At 58.6% G+C, this 19,324-nt stretch carries 14 protein-coding genes; 7 read left to right on the top strand and 7 right to left on the bottom strand.

The features are described 5' to 3' along the window. Nucleotides 1–23 precede the first annotated feature (23 nt). Entirely contained in the window at nucleotides 24–1,223 is a 1,200-nt protein-coding gene (gene malE, locus ACZ5Q2_RS15400) for a maltose/maltodextrin ABC transporter substrate-binding protein MalE (protein WP_432209926.1), read from the bottom strand. 263 nt (nucleotides 1,224–1,486) lie between these two features. Here malE and ACZ5Q2_RS15405 point away from each other — a divergent pair, with 263 nt between their 5' ends. Beyond that, nucleotides 1,487–3,316 (top strand): alpha-amylase, encoded by a 1,830-nt coding sequence (locus ACZ5Q2_RS15405; protein ID WP_432209925.1) that lies wholly within the window; start codon nucleotides 1,487–1,489, stop codon nucleotides 3,314–3,316. After that, nucleotides 3,316–4,200, top strand: coding sequence for an aldo/keto reductase (locus tag ACZ5Q2_RS15410; protein ID WP_172972258.1), 885 nt, complete (start codon nucleotides 3,316–3,318; stop codon nucleotides 4,198–4,200). The genes ACZ5Q2_RS15405 and ACZ5Q2_RS15410 overlap by 1 nt, the downstream gene beginning before the upstream one ends. A gap of 2 nt (nucleotides 4,201–4,202) precedes the next feature. On the opposite strand, the gene ACZ5Q2_RS15415 is transcribed toward ACZ5Q2_RS15410, so the two are convergent. Genes ACZ5Q2_RS15415 through edd form a run of 3 tightly spaced genes read right to left on the bottom strand, consistent with a single transcriptional unit; the run spans nucleotide 4,203 to nucleotide 7,630 of the window. Continuing rightward, the gene (locus ACZ5Q2_RS15415; protein ID WP_230712532.1) at nucleotides 4,203–4,805 is read right to left on the bottom strand and encodes a uracil-DNA glycosylase family protein; all 603 of its coding nucleotides are present in this window, start codon (nucleotides 4,803–4,805) and stop codon (nucleotides 4,203–4,205) included. Between the two features lie 42 nt (nucleotides 4,806–4,847). After that, nucleotides 4,848–5,813 carry a glucokinase gene (locus tag ACZ5Q2_RS15420; RefSeq protein ID WP_230712533.1) on the bottom strand — a complete coding sequence of 322 codons (966 nt, stop codon included), beginning with the start codon at nucleotides 5,811–5,813 and terminating at the stop codon, nucleotides 4,848–4,850. Next, nucleotides 5,810–7,630, bottom strand: a complete 1,821-nt coding sequence (gene edd / locus ACZ5Q2_RS15425; protein WP_230712534.1) for a phosphogluconate dehydratase — start codon at nucleotides 7,628–7,630, stop codon at nucleotides 5,810–5,812. Before edd ends, ACZ5Q2_RS15420 begins: the two co-directional genes overlap by 4 nt. Before the next feature lie 164 nt (nucleotides 7,631–7,794). On the opposite strand from edd, the gene gap reads away from it, so the two are divergent. After that, nucleotides 7,795–8,799, top strand: a complete 1,005-nt coding sequence (gap, locus tag ACZ5Q2_RS15430) for a type I glyceraldehyde-3-phosphate dehydrogenase (RefSeq protein WP_072677555.1) — start codon at nucleotides 7,795–7,797, stop codon at nucleotides 8,797–8,799. A gap of 22 nt (nucleotides 8,800–8,821) precedes the next feature. Next, nucleotides 8,822–10,270, top strand: coding sequence for a pyruvate kinase (gene pyk / locus ACZ5Q2_RS15435; protein ID WP_230712536.1), 1,449 nt, complete (start codon nucleotides 8,822–8,824; stop codon nucleotides 10,268–10,270). Between the two features lie 81 nt (nucleotides 10,271–10,351). On the opposite strand, the gene ACZ5Q2_RS15440 is transcribed toward pyk, so the two are convergent. From ACZ5Q2_RS15440 to zwf, 3 genes are read right to left on the bottom strand one after another with little or no spacing between them, the layout of a single operon-like run. Next, the gene (locus tag ACZ5Q2_RS15440) at nucleotides 10,352–11,002 is read right to left on the bottom strand and encodes a bifunctional 4-hydroxy-2-oxoglutarate aldolase/2-dehydro-3-deoxy-phosphogluconate aldolase (RefSeq protein ID WP_230712538.1); all 651 of its coding nucleotides are present in this window, start codon (nucleotides 11,000–11,002) and stop codon (nucleotides 10,352–10,354) included. Nucleotides 11,003–11,054: 52 nt separating this feature from the next. Further along, nucleotides 11,055–11,768: a 6-phosphogluconolactonase gene (gene pgl / locus ACZ5Q2_RS15445; RefSeq protein WP_230712748.1), complete on the bottom strand. Its 714-nt coding sequence runs from the start codon at nucleotides 11,766–11,768 to the stop codon at nucleotides 11,055–11,057. Further along, on the bottom strand, nucleotides 11,761–13,236 hold the full coding sequence (gene zwf, locus ACZ5Q2_RS15450) for a glucose-6-phosphate dehydrogenase (RefSeq protein ID WP_230712540.1): 1,476 nt from the start codon (nucleotides 13,234–13,236) through the stop codon (nucleotides 11,761–11,763). Before zwf ends, pgl begins: the two co-directional genes overlap by 8 nt. 204 nt (nucleotides 13,237–13,440) lie before the next feature. Here zwf and ACZ5Q2_RS15455 point away from each other — a divergent pair, with 204 nt between their 5' ends. From ACZ5Q2_RS15455 to pulA, 3 genes are all read left to right on the top strand, one after another. Beyond that, nucleotides 13,441–14,313: a MurR/RpiR family transcriptional regulator gene (locus ACZ5Q2_RS15455; protein ID WP_230712542.1), complete on the top strand. Its 873-nt coding sequence runs from the start codon at nucleotides 13,441–13,443 to the stop codon at nucleotides 14,311–14,313. A gap of 268 nt (nucleotides 14,314–14,581) precedes the next feature. Beyond that, nucleotides 14,582–15,919, top strand: coding sequence for a maltoporin LamB (gene lamB / locus ACZ5Q2_RS15460; protein WP_230712544.1), 1,338 nt, complete (start codon nucleotides 14,582–14,584; stop codon nucleotides 15,917–15,919). 225 nt (nucleotides 15,920–16,144) lie between these two features. Next, the gene (gene pulA / locus ACZ5Q2_RS15465) at nucleotides 16,145–19,303 is read left to right on the top strand and encodes a pullulanase-type alpha-1,6-glucosidase (protein ID WP_432209924.1); all 3,159 of its coding nucleotides are present in this window, start codon (nucleotides 16,145–16,147) and stop codon (nucleotides 19,301–19,303) included. Nucleotides 19,304–19,324: the final 21 nt, after the last annotated feature.

The following is a 19,324-nucleotide window of genomic DNA, read 5'->3' on the forward strand; positions in this document are numbered from 1 at the left end:
TGCCACGGCGCAATCACAGGCGATCAGCGGGTAATGCGCTGGGCCGCGGAGTTGAGGGCGTCTTCCACTGACTGGCGTCCAGAGGTAATGTTCTGAAGTGCCGGCCCCATGGAAGACCAGAACGCACCCATGGCCGGTACGTTAGGCATGGGCTCACCCAAGCGGGCGTTCTCGAAGGTAGCCTTGATGTTGTCATCGGAGGACAGTTCCTCCATGAATTCCCTGTTGGCCACAGCACCCAGCGGAACATCGTCGTTCACCATCTTCAGGCCTTTCACCGACAGCGCGTAGTTCTCAAGGAACTCAACGGCCAGGTCTTTATTGGGGCTTGCAGAATTCAGGGTGGCGGCCATTACACCAACCATGGGCTTGCCAGGTTTGCCATCAATGGCCGGGATGGTGGCCACCCCAAAATTGATACCGCTCTTGCGGAGGTTGGCCCAGGCCCAGGGGCCATTGATCATCATCGCCGTCTCGCCTTTGTTAAACGAGGATTCCATGGCACTGTAATCTGCCCCACGGGGCATGACACCCTCTTCGATCAGCATCGCCAGCGCCTTGGCACCTTTCATGGCACCGTCGTTGTTAACGCCGGTATCCTTCACATTAACGCTACCATCGCCATTCTCGCCGAAGATATAACCGCCAGCGGCGGCCAGTATCGGCCAAGTGAAGTAGGTGTTGTTGTAATCCCACAGGATGGCTCGCTTACCATCCTCTGCCAGTTTCTTGTGAATCGCAGGGATGTCTTCAAACGAGGCGGGCGGCTCCGGCAGCAAATCCCGGTTGTAGATCAGGCCGATGGACTCAACGGCCATCGGGTAGCCGTACATCTTGCCGTCGACGGTGACGGCTTCCCAGGTAAAGTCGTAGTTGGCATCAATGACATTCTGGGAGGGCTGGATTTCAGAAATAATGCCGCTCTGCGCCCATTCGCCGAAACGGTCGTGGGCCCAGATGAAAATGTCCGGGCCGTTTCCGGTCGCAGCCGATTGCTGGAACTTGTCGGTGGCGCTGTCCGGATGAGCCACCTCCACCGGAATGCCGGTCTCTTCGGTGAACCAGTCGCCCACCTCCTGCAGGCCGTTGTAGCCTTTGTCACCGTTAATCCAGATCAGCAGTTTGCCTTCTTCAATACCCGCGAATGCGGGTGATCCGGCGCCCAGGGTGGCGGCCATTACCGAAGCGGCGAGCGTGCTACGAATAAAAGTTCGACGATTCATCAGGTCTTTCCTCTGTGTGTTCCTGCCTTTTTGTTCTTGTCCGGCCTGCCAAGAGGTCGCCTGGCCGGGCTTGCCGCAAAACCTTCTTTTGCGAGTGTTCAAACTGTGTTGCAAATCCGGGGAATAAGCATCACCCCTTATATCATTCCCCGAGGCGTAGAACGGGGGAGTAGTAGGGAGTAGAAAATTACTTCTACCCGTTACCCCAGGACTCTGGTTTGATGTGCCCAACAACAACGACAATCCTACCTGGAGTCATTGCCATGGTTCACATTACTTCGCCGCTCAAACGCCCGCTTCTGCTGTCTGCCTTTCTTGGGCTTGCTGGTTGTGCCACCACTGTCGACGGGCCGGCGCAGGCCATTCCCGGCCCTCCGGCGCTCAATGATAGCAACGTTTTCTGCGAGGCTTCCCGGACTGAGTTGGTAATTCCGGTTGGCGGGGCCTTTGCCGAGGGCACCCTGGTGAGGGATTTCTACACCGGCAACACCGCCCGCGTGCGCGATGGCCAGGTCAGGATGACTCCAGACGATAACGCCGAGGGTCTTCTATTGCTGGAGCCGGTAGACGAGACGGTACACGCCTTTACCTGGGCTGGCGCCACCGTCTACTTCGCGGTGACCGACAGGTTTGCCAACGGCCGCGCCGATAACGACATCAACTATGGCCGGCAGAAAGACGGAAAAGACGAGATTGGCACCTTCCATGGTGGCGATTTCGCCGGCCTGACCCAGAAACTGGATTACCTGGCTGATCTGGGCGTCAACGCCCTGTGGATTACCCCACCCTTCGAGCAGATGCACGGATGGGTTGGCGGCGGTGATCGGGGCGACTTTCGGCACTACGGCTACCATGGCTACTACGCCCTGGACTTCACGGTACCAGATGCGAATTTTGGCACCCGGGAGGAATTCCGGACGCTGGTGCAACAGGCCCATCAACGGGGTATCCGGGTGGTCATGGATGTGGTGATGAACCACCCCGGCTACAGCTCGCTTCAGGATATGCAGACCTTTAACTTTGGCGCCCTGCACTCGGGTTTCGAAAAACACCTGCCGGAACACTGGGGTGACTGGCGCCCGGAATCCTGGGAAAACCATCATGCCTATCACGCCTTGATCGATTACGATCACGCGGACTGGCGTAACTGGTGGGGTAAGGACTGGGTGCGGGCTGGTATCGCCGATTACGACACGCCACCCAGCGCATCCGTCGACCCGGTACGTGGGTCCCTCGCCTTTCTGCCGGACTTCAAGACCGAATCGACCAACCCCGTGGAGCTGCCCGTCTTCCTGCGCAATAAAGAGAGCAGCCGGGCGGAACACCTGGACAACGCTACTGTTCGCGAGTACCTGATTACCTGGCTCACGGATTGGGTAAGGGAGTTCGGTGTTGACGGTTTTCGGGTAGACACGGCCAAGCATGTAGAACCCGACGCCTGGCGTGAACTGAAAGCGCGGGCGCAGGAGGCCCTGGACGATTACCGCGAGAGACACCCGGACACTGCCCTGCCCTCCGAAGAATTCTGGATGGTCGCCGAAGTGTTTCCGCACTCGGTTCGCAAGACCGGCTACTTTGACGCAGGCTTTGATGCTGTCATCAACTTCGATCTGCAGGCAGAGGCCAAAGCAGGCGCCCGATGCCTGCAGGCCATGGAGCCCGTCTACCGCGAATACGCCGATAAGCTGCACGGCGATGACCCGTTCAATGTGCTGAGTTATATTTCGTCCCACGACACCAAACTGTTCGCCCAGATTGCCGGTGATGACAATACGCTGAAAAAACGCGCGGCCGCCGCCCTGTTGTTCACACCTGGGGCAGTCCAGCTGTTCTACGGTGACGAGTCCGGCCGTGCCTTTGGCCCCACCGGCTCTGACCCTCATCAGGGCACCCGCTCTGCCATGAACTGGCAGGCCATAGAGGCTGGTGAGGTTTCCGACATCCTGAACCACTGGCGCACCCTGGGTCAGTTCCGCCAACGCCACCCCGCCATCGGTGCCGGGGAGCATAAGCTGATCAGCCAGCAACCTTATGTGTTCTCACGACAGCATGGGGATGACACGGTGGTCATCGCGTTCGGGAGCGGGAATTGATGCAAACAGCCGGGCCCGAATATCTCAAACAAACGCCTCTGGTTGTCGGATTGATGCGCCTTCTGGAACATCGGGAGCTGCACTCCCCTGGGGCTCTGGCCGACTGGATTACACAGTGCCTGGACGATGGCCTTGAGGTGTTTGACCATGCCGATATCTACGGTGACGGTGAATGCGAACGCCTGTTTGGCCGGGCCCTGCGGGCAACTCCCCACCTGAAGCACAAGGTAAAACTCATCAGCAAGGCCGGTATCGTGCTGAAACATCAGGACACAAGCCCCTGGCGGAGCAAGCACTACCGGGCGGAGGCAGGTTATATCAGCGCCGCCATTGACGCCTCGCTTCAACGCTTGCAGGTAGACCAGCTACACACCTTCCTGATCCATCGGCCCGACCCGTTGCTGGAAGCGCCGGCCCTGGCCAGGGTGCTTGAGCAAGCCGTCGAGTCCGGCAAGGTCGGGCATATCGGTGTGTCCAACTTTTTGCCGGAGCAATGGCGATGGTTACAACAGAACACCCATCTCCCGCTGGTCTGCAACCAGTCCGAACTGTCTCTTGGCCACCCGCAACCACTCTTCGATGGTGGCCTGGAAGCCATGCTGTCTGACAGGCTACGCTGGCTTGCCTGGTCACCGCTGGCCGGCGGCAAGTTGCCGGAACGCATTCCAGAGCAACTGCTTACCAACGCTCAATGGGAAACCGGTCTCTGTGAGACGGGGCTGGCCATCGCATGGATTCGGCAACTGCCCGGCGCACCGATTCCGGTGATTGGCTCGCTCCGTTCAGATCGGCTTCAAGCCGCTTCGCGGGGCGCCCAGGCTGATCTGCCCCGGGGGCTCTGGTATGCCTTGCTCGAAGCGGTGCAGGGAAACCCGGTCCCCTGAGCTCAGGCAGTCGCAAGCAACCTTCTGACACGTCCCTGAAGCGCCGGAATCACGTCCTTTTCAAACCAGGGGTTACGGCGCAGCCAAAGATTGTTGCGGGGACTGGGGTGCGGCATGGGTAGCTGCTGAGGCCAGTAATGACGCCACTGTTCCACATTAGCGGTCACCTTTTTGCTGCCGTCGGGCAGATGCCAGGCCTGGGCGTACTGACCGATCAACAGGGTCAATTCGATGTTGGGAAGACGAGCCAGAAGGGCCTCCCGCCAGGTATCCGCGCACTCCGGGCGCGGAGGCAGGTCACCGGATTTGCCGGTGCCCGGGTAGCAGAACCCCATCGGAAGAATGGCCAGCTCCTTCTCGTTATAGAAGGTGTCCCGGTCGATGCCCATCCAGCCCCGGAGCCGATCACCACTGGGATCATTGAAAGGCAGGCCCGTTTGGTGAACCTTGCGCCCGGGGGCCTGGCCGACCACCAGGATGCGAGCCGATTCACTTAATTGCACCACAGGGCGCGGCCCCTCCGGCAGTACCTCGGCACACAGCGTGCAGGCGCGCACACGGGCAACCAGTTCGGAAAAGGAAAGGTGGTCCAGATTGTCTGACATACTCCAGCTCTCCGTTTGCCTGCCCGACGCCATTTCTGGCCATTAAACCTCCGGATTCGACAGGGCTTCAGCGGCGCCAAGCAGTCCGGTATAAGGCTCCGTCACGACGTAAACGGGCGTGGATTCCAGAAGGGGGCGCATTCTGCCCTTGTCCTCGAACCCGTTCCGGAACGGGCTTTCCAGAAAGAAATCGAGGATACGCGGGAGAATGCCCCCGCACAGGTAAACACCACCCAGGCTACCCAGCGTCAGCACACCATTGCCAGCCACCCGGCCAAGAATTTCACAGAAATGACGAAGGCTTTCCCTGGCCAGAGCATCTTCATTGGCCACGGCTGCCGCGGTGATTTTCTCCGGGGAATCCAGAGCTGCGGGTACACCCCGGATTTCCGCATGGGCCTGATAGAGATTCAGCAACCCCTGACCGCACAGAATACGCTCCACAGACACCCGGCCGAACCGGGCCCGGAGAATCCGTAACACGTCCATTTCCAGGTCATCCGTCGGTGCGTAGTCCACGTGTCCACCTTCCGTCATCAGGGGCACCCAGCCATTGTTGATGGGCACCAGCCCCGACACGCCCAAACCCGTGCCCGGCCCCATCACCAACCGGGGCCGGCGTGGATCCCCCGGGCCACCGCAGACGTGTACCAGATTAGCTTCCGGAACATGGGGCACACCCAGGGCCATGGCGGTAAAATCGTTAATGACCTTGAACGCCGACCAGGAAAACTGCCGGCGAATCTCTTCGGTATCGAAGCGCCAGTGGTTGTTGGTCATTCGAACCTGAGTACCACGGACCGGGGATGCAACCGCCAGGCACGCCTGACCAACTTCCTCGACCCCGACGCGCTGAAGGTAATCCACCACGGCACAGTCCAGGTTTTCGTAGTCACGGCAGGCAAGCACCTCGATTTCCCGGGGCCGCACGTCGCCCTGCGCCACCAGAGCAAAGCGCGCGTTGGTACCGCCAATATCACCGACCAGTGAATACAGCATGTCTGTCATGACTCGTGATTCCAGAAAAAGCTCGCCCCCTGTTCCGGATTGCTGGCCGACCGACGCAGCCAACCGAACAGCTCCCGGCCAAACCCGTGATGATAGCTGCTAATGTCCGCTTTTTCAGGCTCACGGGCGGCAAGCTCCTGATCAGTGAGTTCAATACTCAAGGTGCCTTTGACGGCATCCAGGCGGATGAGATCACCGTTGTGCACCCGCGCCAGCGGGCCGTCGTCCAGAGCCTCAGGGTACACATGAATCGCCGCCGGCACTTTACCGGAAGCCCCGGACATCCGCCCGTCGGTCACCAGGGCCACTTTGAAGCCACGATCCTGGAGCACCCCGAGGTAAGGCGTCAGCTTGTGCAATTCCGGCATGCCATTGGCTTTCGGCCCCTGGAAGCGAACCACAACCACACAGTCTTTATCCAGATCACCGGCGTCAAACGCAGCCTTCAGTTCGTTCTGCTCATTAAACACGACGGCGGGTGCCTCAATCACATGATGCTCCGGGGCAACCGCAGATACTTTGATCACCCCCCGGCCAAGGTTGCCGTCCAACACTTTCAGGCCACCGTCAGGGGCGAAAGGCTCAGCCGCGCTGCTCAGCACATCCGGAGCCAGGCTTTTCTCAACGGCGGGCTTCCACACCAGGCGCTCACCTTCCATCTCAGGCATCTGAGTGTAGCGCTCCAGGCCCTGCCCCACGACGGTCTGCACATCGTTATGCAGATAGCCTCCCTCGAGAAGTTCCCGAATCAGGAACGGCGTGCCGCCGGCTTCATGGAAGGCGTTGATATCTTCCTGCCCATTCGGATAGATGCGGGTCATGGACGGCACCACCGACGACAGCTCCGAGTAGTCGTTCCAGTCAATGATAATGCCGGCGGCGCGGGCAATCGCAATCCAGTGAATGGTGTGATTGGTGGAGCCACCGGTCACCAGCAAGGCCACCAGCGCGTTGACGATGGCTTTCTCATCCACCATATCGGCCAGCCCCAGATCTCCACCGTGGGGCCTGGACAGCTTGATCACCTGTTCGGTGGCGGCGCGGGTCAGCGAATCCCTCAGCGGCGTGCCCGGGTTGACGAATGCCGAACCCGGCAGATGCAGCCCCATCACCTCCACCAATAATTGATTACTGTTCGCCGTGCCATAGAAGGTACAGGTACCCGGGCTGTGGTAGGACTTGCTTTCCGCTTCGAGAAGCTCATCCCGGCCAATTTTACCCTCTGCATACAGCTGGCGGATGCGCTGCTTCTCTTTATTCGGCAGCCCGGACGGCATGGGGCCGGCGGGAACCAGAATGGTGGGCAGGTGACCAAAGCTCAGGGAGCCAATCAACAGCCCCGGCACGATCTTGTCACAGATCCCCAGTAACAGGGTGGCATCAAACATATTGTGGCTCAGTGCCACCGCCGTGCTCATGGCAATGGTGTCGCGTGAAAACAGGCTCAGCTCCATGCCCGGCTGGCCCTGGGTAACGCCGTCGCACATGGCGGGCGTGCCGCCGGCGAACTGGGCCACCGAGCCCATACCGCGAGCCGCCTCACGGATCACATCCGGGAATGTCTGATAGGGCTGGTGGGCCGAAAGCATATCGTTATAGGCCGAAACGATCGCCACATTCGCCTTGTTCATAAACTTCAAGGTGTCTTTGTCCTGCTGACTACAAGCCGCAAAGCCGTGAGCCAGATTGCCGCAGGACAAGGTACTGCGATGCGGAGATTGCTCCTTCAACGTGGTCATTCGAGCCAGATAGTCCTGCCGGGTAGGCCGGCTGCGTTCAATGATCCTGTTCGTGACCTTGGTAATGATGGGGTGCATGGCAGACTCCGTGATTTCACTTATGTTTTTGCTGCATGACGTAAGTTTACTTACTTTTTTTCATCATTACAGCCAATCGACGTTCATTTATGAAATTTTTGTTGTTATATTTACTACATCAACCCTAAAGACTGAACAAAAAACCGACAACAAGGAGTCTGGTCATGACTATCCGCATCGCCATCAACGGGTTTGGGCGTATTGGCCGCAACATCCTGAGGGCCGTTTACGAAAATAACTACCGAAATCAACTGCAGGTAGTCGCCATCAACGATCTTGGCGACGCCGAAACCAACGCTCACCTATTCAAATACGACAGTGTACATGGCCGATTTGCCGGTGTGGTCAGTCACGACGCAGAGTCGCTGACCGTCAACGGCGACCGCATCGCCATTACCGCCATCCGTAACCCGGAAGACCTGCCCTGGAAAGACTACCACGTGGATGTGGTGTTCGAATGTACCGGGCTGTTTACCAACCGGGACAAAGCCGCCGCACACCTCAACGCCGGCGCCCGGAAGGTGATTATCTCCGCCCCATCCGCAGACGCAGATGCCACCGTTGTCTATGGCGTCAATCATCAGGAACTGACTGCCAGGCACCAGATCATTTCCAACGCCTCCTGCACCACCAACTGCCTGGCACCGGTGGTCGCCGCCCTGCACGAGACCGTGGGCATTGAGAGTGGCCTGATGACCACCATCCACTCCTACACCAACGACCAGAAACTGAGTGACGTTTACCACTCTGACCTGTACCGGGCCCGGTCAGCCACCCAATCAATGATTCCCACAAAGACCGGCGCTGCCGCTGCCATCGGCAAAGTGATCCCAGACCTGGACGGAAAACTCGACGGCCTGGCCGTCCGGGTTCCAACCATCAACGTGTCGCTGGTGGATTTTGGATTTATTGCCAACCGTAACACCAGCGTAGCGGAGATCAACGAAGCCGTCCGTGACGCCGCGCAGCGAAGCCCGATACTCGGCTACAATACCGAAAAGCTGGTCAGCATCGACTTCAATCACAACGCCCTGTCCAGCGTGTTTGACGCAAATCATACCCGGGTCATTGGCCGTCATGTAAAAGTCATGGCCTGGTACGACAATGAATGGGGCTTCTCAAACCGCATGCTCGACAACGCCATCGAGCTTATGAAAGCCGCTCAGTAACACCCAATAAAGGATCCGCATCATGCTCAGGCGCACCAAAATAGTCGCCACACTCGGCCCCGCTACCGATACCCCGGAAGCCCTGGCCGCCATTATTGCAGCCGGGGTAGACGCCACCCGGCTTAACTTTTCTCATGGCAGTGCTGATGAGCATATTACCCGGGCCCGGCGGGTAAGAGAGACAGCTGCAGCCCAGGGGCGCTTTGTTGCCTTGCTGGCCGACTTGCAGGGCCCGAAACTGCGAATAGCAAGATTTGCTGAGAACAAAGTTATTCTGGTGGCCGGCCAGACCTTCGTTCTGGACGCCGCCATGGACAAAGAGGCCGGCACCAATGAACGGGTCGGCATTGATTACGAGCAACTGATCGAAGATGTAGAACCGGGGGACATTCTGGTCCTGGATGATGGTCGCATCGAAATGGAAGTCCAGAGCGTGGATGGCCAAAGCATCACATCCCGGGTTCTGATTGGCGGCCCGCTTTCCAACAACAAGGGCCTGAACAAACGGGGAGGCGGCCTGTCTGCCGAAGCCCTCACCGACAAGGACAAACAGGATATTGTCACCGCAGCCCGCCTGGGCGCGGACTATGTAGCGGTATCTTTCGTTCGAACGGCCGATGACATGCACATCGCCCGGAAACTGCTGCAAGACGCCGGCTCAGATGCCGGGCTGGTCGCCAAGATCGAGCGGGCCGAGCTGGCCCATGACGAAGCGGCACTGGACGCCGTTATTCTGGCGTCCGACGCTGTCATGGTTGCCCGAGGTGATCTGGCGGTGGAAATCGGCGATGCCGAACTGGTTGGCGTTCAGAAACACATCATCTCCCGGGCGCGGGTATTGAACCGGGCGGTGATCACCGCCACCCAGATGATGGAATCAATGATCACCAACCCCATGCCAACCCGGGCAGAAGTGTCGGATGTGGCAAACGCCGTGATGGACTACACCGATGCAGTGATGCTGTCGGCGGAAACGGCCGTGGGCGACTACCCCACGGAGGCCGTTGAAGCCATGGTGCGCATCTGCCTTGGGGCGGAACGCCACCCTTCCATGCATCAGTCCAAGCACCGAATCCACGAAAGCATGGAGCGGGTTGATGAGGCCATCGCCCTCTCGGCCATGTATGCCGCCAACCACCTGGAGGGCGTTCGCGCTATCATCTGCATGACCGAAACTGGCGCCACTCCCAGACTGATGTCCCGCATAAAGTCCAGCCTGCCGATATTTGCTTTCTCGCGGCACCACTCCACGCAACACCGCGTTGCGCTGTTCCGCGGGGTGCAAACCGTGCCTTTTGATTCCGCCAAGATTGCCAATGAGCAAACCAACGCCAATGCCGTTGCCGAACTCAAACGCATGGGCGTAGTGAAGGAAGACGACCTGGTGGTGATTACCAAGGGTGATTACGTCAATGCCCAGGGAGGCACCAACACCATGAAGATTGTCCGTGTTGGAGCCGACATACGCTAACGTCGGGCCTGAGCAACGCAACCTGATAGCAAAAAGCCCACTCCTGAAAGTGGGCTTTTTCATGCCGGCGGGCAAACAACGTCACCTGAGCCGATCAAGACTGGCCCGCGCCACCTCGGTGATCACCTTCCACTCCCGGCGCTGGATCGCCTCCGCCGGCGTCAACCAGGAACCACCCACGGCGGCCACATTAGGCAAGGCCAGGTAGTCCCGCGCGGTATCCTGGTTAATCCCGCCAGTCGGGCAGAAGGTCACGTCCGGGAAAGGGCCCCGAAATGCCTTCAGCGCCGGCATACCGCCTGACACTTCAGCCGGAAAGAACTTGAATTCACGGTAACCCAACGAGTACCCCAACATCAGCTCGGAGACCGTGGCTACACCTGGCAATAATGGTGCCTCAGAGGTTAGCGCAAACTCCAGAATCGCCTCGGTAACACCCGGCGTAATCACGAACTGGGCACCCGCAGCCTCCACCTGCCGGTACTGGGCGATACTGGTTACTGTACCCGCACCAACCCATGCCTCGGGAATGGCTTTTCTAACCTGTTCAATGGCCCGCACCCCATGTTCGGTTCTAAGAGTAATTTCCAGCACCTTGATACCACCATCCACCAGCGCACGACACAAGGGAATGGCATCCTCCGGTTCATTGATGGCAATAACCGGCACCAGTGGCGAGGCACTGAGTACAGCCTGAATACGGTCTCTGTGGTAATCGGAAAGTTGTGTCATCTATGTCTCCTGAATGCAGTTACTGACCGCATTGATTCGTACTGTCTCGTCATCACGGACTCCAGAACACTTTCAGTCCGGGCTTGAGAAAGGCCCTGACCGGCATAGCCATAATGGCCTCGGGCCTTGCCATCGCTGCGGCCAGGGTGTCCAGCTTGTCATTCCCCTTCAGGTGCAGGGCGGTATACCTGGCACCGGCCAGCACCGGACGCGTCAAGGTAATGCGCTGCTGCGCCTGGGACGGCGGATTCATCGCCAGGACCAGATCCCTGGATTCCAGGTCCATGGCCTCTGGCAACTCCGGCGCATCCGGGAACAGAGACGCGGTATGACCATCATTCCCCATACCCAGGATCAACACATCCAGCGGCAGTTTCAGCCCGGCAAGTGCAGAGCGAACCCGTGGCAGGCCCTCCTCAGGCGTTGCACCAACCTGCTTCAGAGAGAGAAAGTTGGCATCAGCAGCCTTGTTCTGCAGCAGATTCTCACGCACCAGGGTGGTATTGCTGGCCGGATCTCCCTCGGGTACCCAACGCTCATCAGCCAGGAGCACATCCACCCGTGACCAATCCAGATCCACCTGCGAAAGCGCCCGAAAAAACGGCAACGGCGTGGACCCACCGGAAACCACCAGACTTGCCCTGCCAGCTCTCTCCAGACGCTGCACCAGAAAACGGGCGACATCAGCGGCGAGGGCTTCGGCCACCTCCTGTGGGTCTTCCCCCGACTCCAGAGTCACACCATCCGGCAGGGGCATATCAGGCATCTTCATACCAGCTCCTCCCGTCCCGGGTAATCATGGCAATGGATGCCACCGGCCCCCAAGTTCCTGCGGCATAGCGCTTTGGCGGTTCGCCGCTGTCATGCCAGTTTGCAATAACCTGATCCACCCAGCGCCAGGCGTACTCAACTTCATCACGACGCACAAACAGGTACTGATTCCCCTTCATTACTTCCCACAGCAAACGCTCGTAGGCATCGGGAATTCGGTCGGTTTCGAATGTCTCCGAGAACGTCAGCTCCAGCGGCCCCTGGCGAAGGCGCATACCTTTATCCAGTCCCTGGTCCTTGGTGAGAATCTTCAGGGACATGCCCTCATCGGGCTGCAGGCGGATAATCAGTTTGTTGTTGGCCAGATGCTTCTGGTCTGGATCAAAGATGTAATGAGGCGCCGGCTTGAAATGGATAATAATCTGGGACAACTTTTCCGGAAGCCGCTTGCCGGTGCGGATATAGAACGGCACGCCAGACCAGCGCCAGTTGTCGATCTCCGCCTTCAGGGCCACAAAGGTTTCCGTCTCGCTGCCCTTGTTCGCCCCTTCTTCTTCCAGGTACCCCGGTACCGGCTGGCCGCCACTGGTGCCTGCGGTGTACTGGCCACGAACCACATGGCTGCCCATCAATTCCGGGGTAATCTGCTTGAGCGCCTTGAGCACCTTCACTTTCTCGTCGCGAATGCTGTCCGCAGACAGGTCCGCCGGCGGATCCATCGCAATCAGGCAAAGCAACTGCAGCAGGTGATTCTGGATCATGTCCCGAATCTGGCCAGCCTTGTCAAAATAACCCCACCGCCCCTCGATACCCACGCTTTCCGCAACCGTAATTTCCACGTGGGAGATGTGGTTCTGATCCCACTGGGAAGCAAAGAGGTTGTTGGCAAAGCGCAGGGCAATCAGGTTCTGCACGGTTTCCTTGCCCAGATAGTGATCAATCCGGAAGATCTGATTCTCGTTGTATACCTGCCCCAATTCGTCATTGATCACCCTGGAGGTTTCCAGGTCGTGGCCAATGGGCTTTTCAACCACGACTCTCGTCCGCTCATTGCAGCAACGGGTTGCTTCGAGATTGCGGGCAATCACCCCGTACATTGATGGCGGAGTTGCCATGTAGACAATCAACTGGTTATCCGGCTCGTCCCGCCAGTCCCGAAGCGCCTGGTAGCCCTCCGGGTCACTGAAGTCGAGACGCTGGTATTCCACTCGCTGGAGAAAAGCCTGCGCGATATCCGGGTCAAACTCCTCGGACTTCACGTGCTTTTTCAGTTTCTCCAGCAGCTGTTCTTTCACCTTGTCCGTGCCGGCCTCGGTTCGCGCAACAGCAAGTATGCGACTGCCAGGCGCCAGCAGGCCCGCCCGTTCAAGTTGATACAGGGCCGGGAAGAGTTTGCGCTGGGCAAGATCCCCCAGCGCCCCGAATAGCATTAGGTCACAACGGGTAGCGGTACGGTTGACCATCGGTTCCTTCTCTCAGTTTAAAGCGACACCAGACGCCTGAAAGGCATTATGTAGTAATTTTATAAAAATAATGACAGCTTGACCGGCATTTTCCAAGGGTATTTTTCATTAATTGATATTTTTACTACACCAAAAAGTTCATAAACACGGTATAATCACTACAATTTCTGACAACAATGGCACACCCCGAGGGAGTACCCAAACATGGCGGCAAACCATGCGCACCGTGACGACAACCTGCTGGAGGACATTCAGTCCCGACTCGACAGCCTGAACAAATCTGAACGCAAGGTCGCGGAAGCCATCCTTCGTGACCCCAGCGCAGCCACTCGTTACAGCATAGCTGCCCTCGCCCGCGCTGCCGATGTCAGTGAACCCACGGTGAATCGTTTTTGCCGGGGATTCTCGGCCACCGGGTTCCCCGACTTCAAAATCCGCCTCGCTCAGAGCATCGCCACCGGCACCCCCTACGTGGGCCAGAATGTCGAGCCAGACGACACCGTGGCGGAGTTCGCAGACAAGATCATGCTCAGCACCATCGCCAGCCTGGACAAAGCCCGCCAGTCCCTGGACCCCAAAGCACTGGGCACCGTCATTGACTACCTGATTCAAGCCAAGCAGATCAATTTCTTCGGTATGGGTGGTTCAGCCTCCGTTGCTCTGGATGCGCAACACAAATTTTTTCGTTTCAATATCCCGGTCACCTCTTACGACGACGCCCTGATGCAACGCATGGTCGCCGCCGGTGCCCAGGTAGGCGATGTCATCGTATTAATCTCTTACACCGGCAGAACCAAAGAGGCCGTTGAGATTGCCAAGGTGGCACGTGCCAATGGTGCCACCGTGATTGGCATCACAAATCCGGAATCTCCGCTGGCTGAATGCTGCACAGCGGTGCTTGGCGTAACCGCTCCGGAGGACACCGAAGTCTATATGCCGATGTCCTCCCGCATCATCCACCTGACCGTGATCGATATCCTGGCAACCGGTGTGACCCTCAAGCGCGGAAAGGATTTCCTGAACCATCTCAAGAAGATAAAGGAAAGCCTCAAGGCTACCCGCTATCCACTGGAGTAATCCCCCATAGTACTCGCCTGCACCACGCAGACACCCTCCGGCAGGGGCGCAGCCATCTACGCCCCTCCTCCCCCTTGAAACTCACCCCCCAAATTCCCCGACTCGGAGGATGTACAAAGACACGCCTTGAGGAACCATGAAATCCGGTTTCCCAATGTCTGATTGGCAGAAGCTGCAATCAAGGGAACCGGAAGCCTGACCGGGACCTAGGAACCGGAAACTCCGCTTCCCTGACATGCAAGAATGACAAAAACACAGGACTCAAACGATGCACAATAAAAAGCCTCTCTTCGCTAGCAAGCTCCCACTGGCAGCTGCCATCACCGCAGCTGTCATGGCAACACCGGCCATCGCGGTGGACTTCCACGGCTACGCCCGGGCAGGAGCCTCCACCAATATCGGCAGCGGCGGCGAACAAACTTGTTTCGGCAGTGGCGCCAGCGGTCACTATGTAGGCCGCCTGGCTGACGAATGCGACACCTATGCCGAGCTGTCACTGGGCGACGAGCTGTTCAGTCAGGACGGCAAAACATTCCGCATTGATTCCATGCTTGCCTACAGCGCTGAGCCCCAGGGCAACGATTACCAGGCGCTGAATGGCGGCAACAACATCAGCGGTATCGGTATCGACTTCGACAACCGAGAAGTCGAAGTCGCCCGCAACAACGCAGACCCCTTCGGCGGCGGTGAGATTGCCCTGAGACAGCTTTATGTGTCTGCCAAAAACGTCGTCGAATCATTGCCCGGCGCCACCCTCTGGGCCGGCAAACGCTTCTATCAGCGTAAAGATATCCACCAGATGGATCTCTTCTACGTCAACAACTCCGGCTACGGCGCGGGTATCGAGAACATCAAGGCTGGCGCCGGCCACCTGTCCGTTGCCTATACCAATGCCGACACCAGCGACGGTGATGGCCTGGTACAGAACAACAAAGTTGACGTTCGCTATGCCTTCCCCGTTGCCGGCGGCCACACCCTCGAGCTGATCGGTATCTACGCCATGGCGGACCTGACCGACCAGCAGAAAGACGCCGGCATTGAAGACGAGAACGGCTACTTTCTCACCGCCGAACTGTCTTCAGGTGTTATGGGTGGCTTCAACAAGTTCGCCGTGCAGTATGGTGCTGATTCCATGGGCTTCGCCAATGCCGAAAGCAGCAGTGGCGGGCGAGTGGATAACGGCAACGTTGCCGGCTACTTCGAGTCCAGCTGGCGCGTGCTCAACCACGGCGTGATTAAATTGGGCAATAACTGGGACCTGGGCCATTCCGTTGTCTATGAGAAAGCCAAACCCCATGATGCCGGCGCCCGTGATGGTGAGCGCCTGAGCATCATCGCCCGACCGATCTACAACTGGTCAACCGTAATGAGTACCGCGATTGAGATCGGCTACAGCGATACCGACCGCCCCTGGTTCACCGAATCCCAGGATCTCGGGAAAGTGGCCATCGCCCAGCAATGGCAGGCCGGCCCTGGCTACTGGGCGCGCCCCGTTATCCGCGCTTACGCGGCTACCTTCTTCGGAGATGAAGCCGAGGCCGCACGCGGTGGCGAAGGCATTGATGGCGACATCCAGATCGGCGCCCAGATCGAAGCCTGGTGGTAAGGCTCTAAACTCCACACACTCTACTTGGACCTCCTTCAGGGCCGGCATTTGCCGGCCCTTTTTATTACCCCTCGCCCAATAACATCTACGCCCCGCTGCCACCTGGGGCTACGCCCCGAAAATCCGATCCCGGAGGGATGTTCTCGTGCACGCTTCACGCAACCATGAGGAAGATCCGGAGCGGATCTTCCACCAACAAAAACAATTGGAAAGAGGATGTTGACAATGCCTGACCATAAACGGCTCACGGGCGGCATAGTGCTGACCCTTGCGCTGGCTCTCACCGGCTGCAACTCCGGCAGTAGCAGCGACTCACCGGCCAACGGCGGAAACACTGGTGCTGACGGCCTGCTCGAACCCGGGGCCAACGAGGCCCTGCTCTATTACAAGCGACCAGATGCCAGCTATGACGGCTGGGGCCTGCACCTGTGGAACGACGCCGGCGCTGGTTGTGACGGCCTGGCCGATGGTGTGCCCACCGACTGGGACAACCCAAGACTGGCGGACGGCATCAGCGACACCTACGGCGCCTATTATCGGATACCCATGCGCGAGGCCGGGGACTGCCTCTACTTCATTCTCCATAAGGGTGATGAGAAAGATCTTGGCGGCCAGGACCACCGCTGGCACTTTGGTGCACTCGGCAACCGCATTTTCACCGTCAGCGGCAGCCAGCTGTTATCCAGTACACCGATCGAGACCGACGGTATTGCCATTGCCGGCGCCAGTGCCCATTGGGTTGATCGCAACACTCTGGTCTTCCGGGACACCGGAAATCTGCCACGGGTTGAACTTCGCTATGACCACAATGCAGGGATTGCCGTCAGCGACTCCGACACCCTGAGTGGTGGCAACGTACTGGAACTGACACCCACCACGTTACCTGAAGCCAGTGCAAACAAGTTCCCCCACCTGGCAGATTGGCCAGCCTACGAGATCATCGCTGACAGCGAAACCATCCAATCCGCGTTAAAAGGCCAACTGGTCGCCGCCGCCTACAACAGTAACGACGAGCTGGTAGCCGCCACTGGCGTGCAGATTCCGGGAGTTCTGGATGACCTGTTCGCCTACACCGGTGAACTGGGCGCCGTCGTTGAGGGAAGTAACGTCAACTTTGCCGTCTGGGCACCCACCGCTCAAACCCTAAAGCTTCATGTCTTTGATGACAATGGCACCCCGCTGCCCGGCTATCCGGTGCAGATGACCGAAACCAACGGCGTCTGGAGTCACTCCGGCAGCCGGACTGACCTGCTGGAGATGTACTATCAGTACGAAGTCTCCGTTTACCACCCCAGAACCGGCGAAATCGAAACCACCCTGGTATCCGACCCTTACGCCCTCAGCCTCTCGGCGAATGGCCAGTACGCCCAGGTGGTGGACCTTGGCACAGACTACAAGCCATCCGGATGGGACAGCCTTACACTTCCAGCGAGGTCAGCGCCGGAGGATGTCGTGGTGTATGAGGTGCACGTTCGCGACTTCAGCGCCACAGACGAAACCGTTGAGCGGACCCATCGAGGCAAATACAAGGCCTTTACAGCCCCTTCTGACGGCAGTGTCGACAGCGTCGCACACCTGAGGGCCCTGGCCGAGGCTGGCGTAACTCACCTGCACCTGTTGCCCTCCTTTGATATCGCCACCGTGAATGAGAGCCCGAACCAGGTGGTCGATATTCAGGACGATTTCAGCCGGCTGTGTGAGCTGTCTGAAGCAGCTGCCAGCGAGTTCTCTGAATACTGCACAAGCGGGCAAACGGTTCGCCAGGTTCTGGAAGGGTTTGACCCGCTCACCGGTGACGCCCAGGCTCTGTATAACACGTTCCGCGACCTGGACAGCTTCAACTGGGGGTATGACCCGGTTCACTTCACCGTGCCGGAAGGCAGCTATGCCACAGACGCCCAAGGCCCTCAACGCATTATCGAGTTCCGGGAACTGGTGATGGCGGCCTCCGAACTGGGCCTGAACGTGGTTCTGGACGTGGTCTACAACCACACCAATTCGTCCGGCCTTGCCGACAACTCGGTTCTGGACAAGCTGGTACCCGGCTATTACCACCGCCAGAATCCTGAAACCGGGGCCGTCGAACAGTCCACCTGCTGCGAGAATACCGCCTCTGAGCACGCCATGATGGAAAAGCTAATGGTGGATTCCCTCGTTACCTGGGCCCAGCACTACAAAATATCCGGGTTCCGGTTTGATCTGATGGGCCACCACATGCTGAGCAACATGGAGAAGGCCCTGGCCGCGGTGCAGGCGGTCGATCCGGACACCTATTTCTATGGTGAAGCCTGGAACTTCGGCGAGGTGGCCAACAACGCCAGAGGTGTAAACGCCATCCAGACCAACATGGCCGGAACCGGTATTGGCTCGTTCAACGATCGCCTGCGGGATGCCGTACGTGGCGGCGGGCCCTTCGATGAAGGTGATGCCATTCGGGCCAACCAGGGATTTGCCAATGGCCTGTTCACCTACCCCAATGATCGGAACACGGGCAGCGAAGATGAAAGAAACCGGTTACTGCAGGTCAGTGACTGGATTCGTGTGGGCATCGCCGGCAGCCTCGCAGACTACCCGTTCGAGACCGCCACAGACGAGCTGAAAACCGCTGCCGAAATCGACTACAACGGGCAGGCCGCCGGTTACACGGCAGATCCCCAGGAAATCATCAATTACGTTTCCAAGCACGACAACCAGACTCTCTGGGACAACAACCAGTACAAAGCCGACTACTACGCCAGCACCCAGGAGCGGGCGCAAATGCAGGTTGTTGGCCTGGCCGTTCCGATTCTCAGCCAGGGCATCCCGTTCCTGCATATGGGCTCTGAACTGCTGCGTTCCAAATCCATGGAACGGGACAGCTACGATTCCGGGGACTGGTACAACGACGTGGATTTCAGCTTCCAGGCTTCCGCCTGGAATCGCGGCCTGCCCCGCCAGGATAAGGATGGCTCTAACTGGGACCTGATCACCGAGGTCATCACCTTAGCTGGCAGTCACGCCGACCCCACTCCGGCGACGATCAGCTACACCAGGGATCAGGTGCTGGAGCTGCTCAGGGTGCGCAAGGAAAGCCCACTGTTCCGGCTTCAGACCGCCGAGGACATCAAGAACCGCCTCAGCTTCCTCAACACCGGCTCGCAGCAGATTCCGGGGCTGATCGCGTTCAGCCTGCTGGATGACGGTACCGCCGGTTTACGGGAGCTGGACGATGCCAATAACGAGATTGTGGTGGTGATCAACGCCAGCAACACCACCCAGACCCTGAACCACACCCTGGACGGGGATTTCTCCGTCAGGGCCGATACCTCCCCGGCCCAGTCTGCGGCTGCCGACGCTGGCGAGTTCCTGGTGCCCGGGCTCTCGGTTGCGGTATTTGCCCGCTGACCGGCGGGCCTCAACACAGCC

The sequence above is a fragment of the Marinobacter alkaliphilus genome (genome assembly GCF_055394375.1).

Bases quoted from the DNA above. Each gene is read 5' to 3' on its own strand.
- malE (WP_432209926.1), bottom strand. From the start codon at position 1,223: ATGAATCGTCGAACTTTTATTCGTAGCACGCTCGCCGCTTCGGTAATG.
- ACZ5Q2_RS15405 (WP_432209925.1), top strand. From the start codon at position 1,487: ATGGTTCACATTACTTCGCCGCTCAAACGCCCGCTTCTGCTGTCTGCC.
- ACZ5Q2_RS15410 (WP_172972258.1), top strand. From the start codon at position 3,316: ATGCAAACAGCCGGGCCCGAATATCTCAAACAAACGCCTCTGGTTGTC.
- ACZ5Q2_RS15415 (WP_230712532.1), bottom strand. From the start codon at position 4,805: ATGTCAGACAATCTGGACCACCTTTCCTTTTCCGAACTGGTTGCCCGT.
- ACZ5Q2_RS15420 (WP_230712533.1), bottom strand. From the start codon at position 5,813: ATGACAGACATGCTGTATTCACTGGTCGGTGATATTGGCGGTACCAAC.
- edd (WP_230712534.1), bottom strand. From the start codon at position 7,630: ATGCACCCCATCATTACCAAGGTCACGAACAGGATCATTGAACGCAGC.
- gap (WP_072677555.1), top strand. From the start codon at position 7,795: ATGACTATCCGCATCGCCATCAACGGGTTTGGGCGTATTGGCCGCAAC.
- pyk (WP_230712536.1), top strand. From the start codon at position 8,822: ATGCTCAGGCGCACCAAAATAGTCGCCACACTCGGCCCCGCTACCGAT.
- ACZ5Q2_RS15440 (WP_230712538.1), bottom strand. From the start codon at position 11,002: ATGACACAACTTTCCGATTACCACAGAGACCGTATTCAGGCTGTACTC.
- pgl (WP_230712748.1), bottom strand. From the start codon at position 11,768: ATGCCTGATATGCCCCTGCCGGATGGTGTGACTCTGGAGTCGGGGGAA.
- zwf (WP_230712540.1), bottom strand. From the start codon at position 13,236: ATGGTCAACCGTACCGCTACCCGTTGTGACCTAATGCTATTCGGGGCG.
- ACZ5Q2_RS15455 (WP_230712542.1), top strand. From the start codon at position 13,441: ATGGCGGCAAACCATGCGCACCGTGACGACAACCTGCTGGAGGACATT.
- lamB (WP_230712544.1), top strand. From the start codon at position 14,582: ATGCACAATAAAAAGCCTCTCTTCGCTAGCAAGCTCCCACTGGCAGCT.
- pulA (WP_432209924.1), top strand. From the start codon at position 16,145: ATGCCTGACCATAAACGGCTCACGGGCGGCATAGTGCTGACCCTTGCG.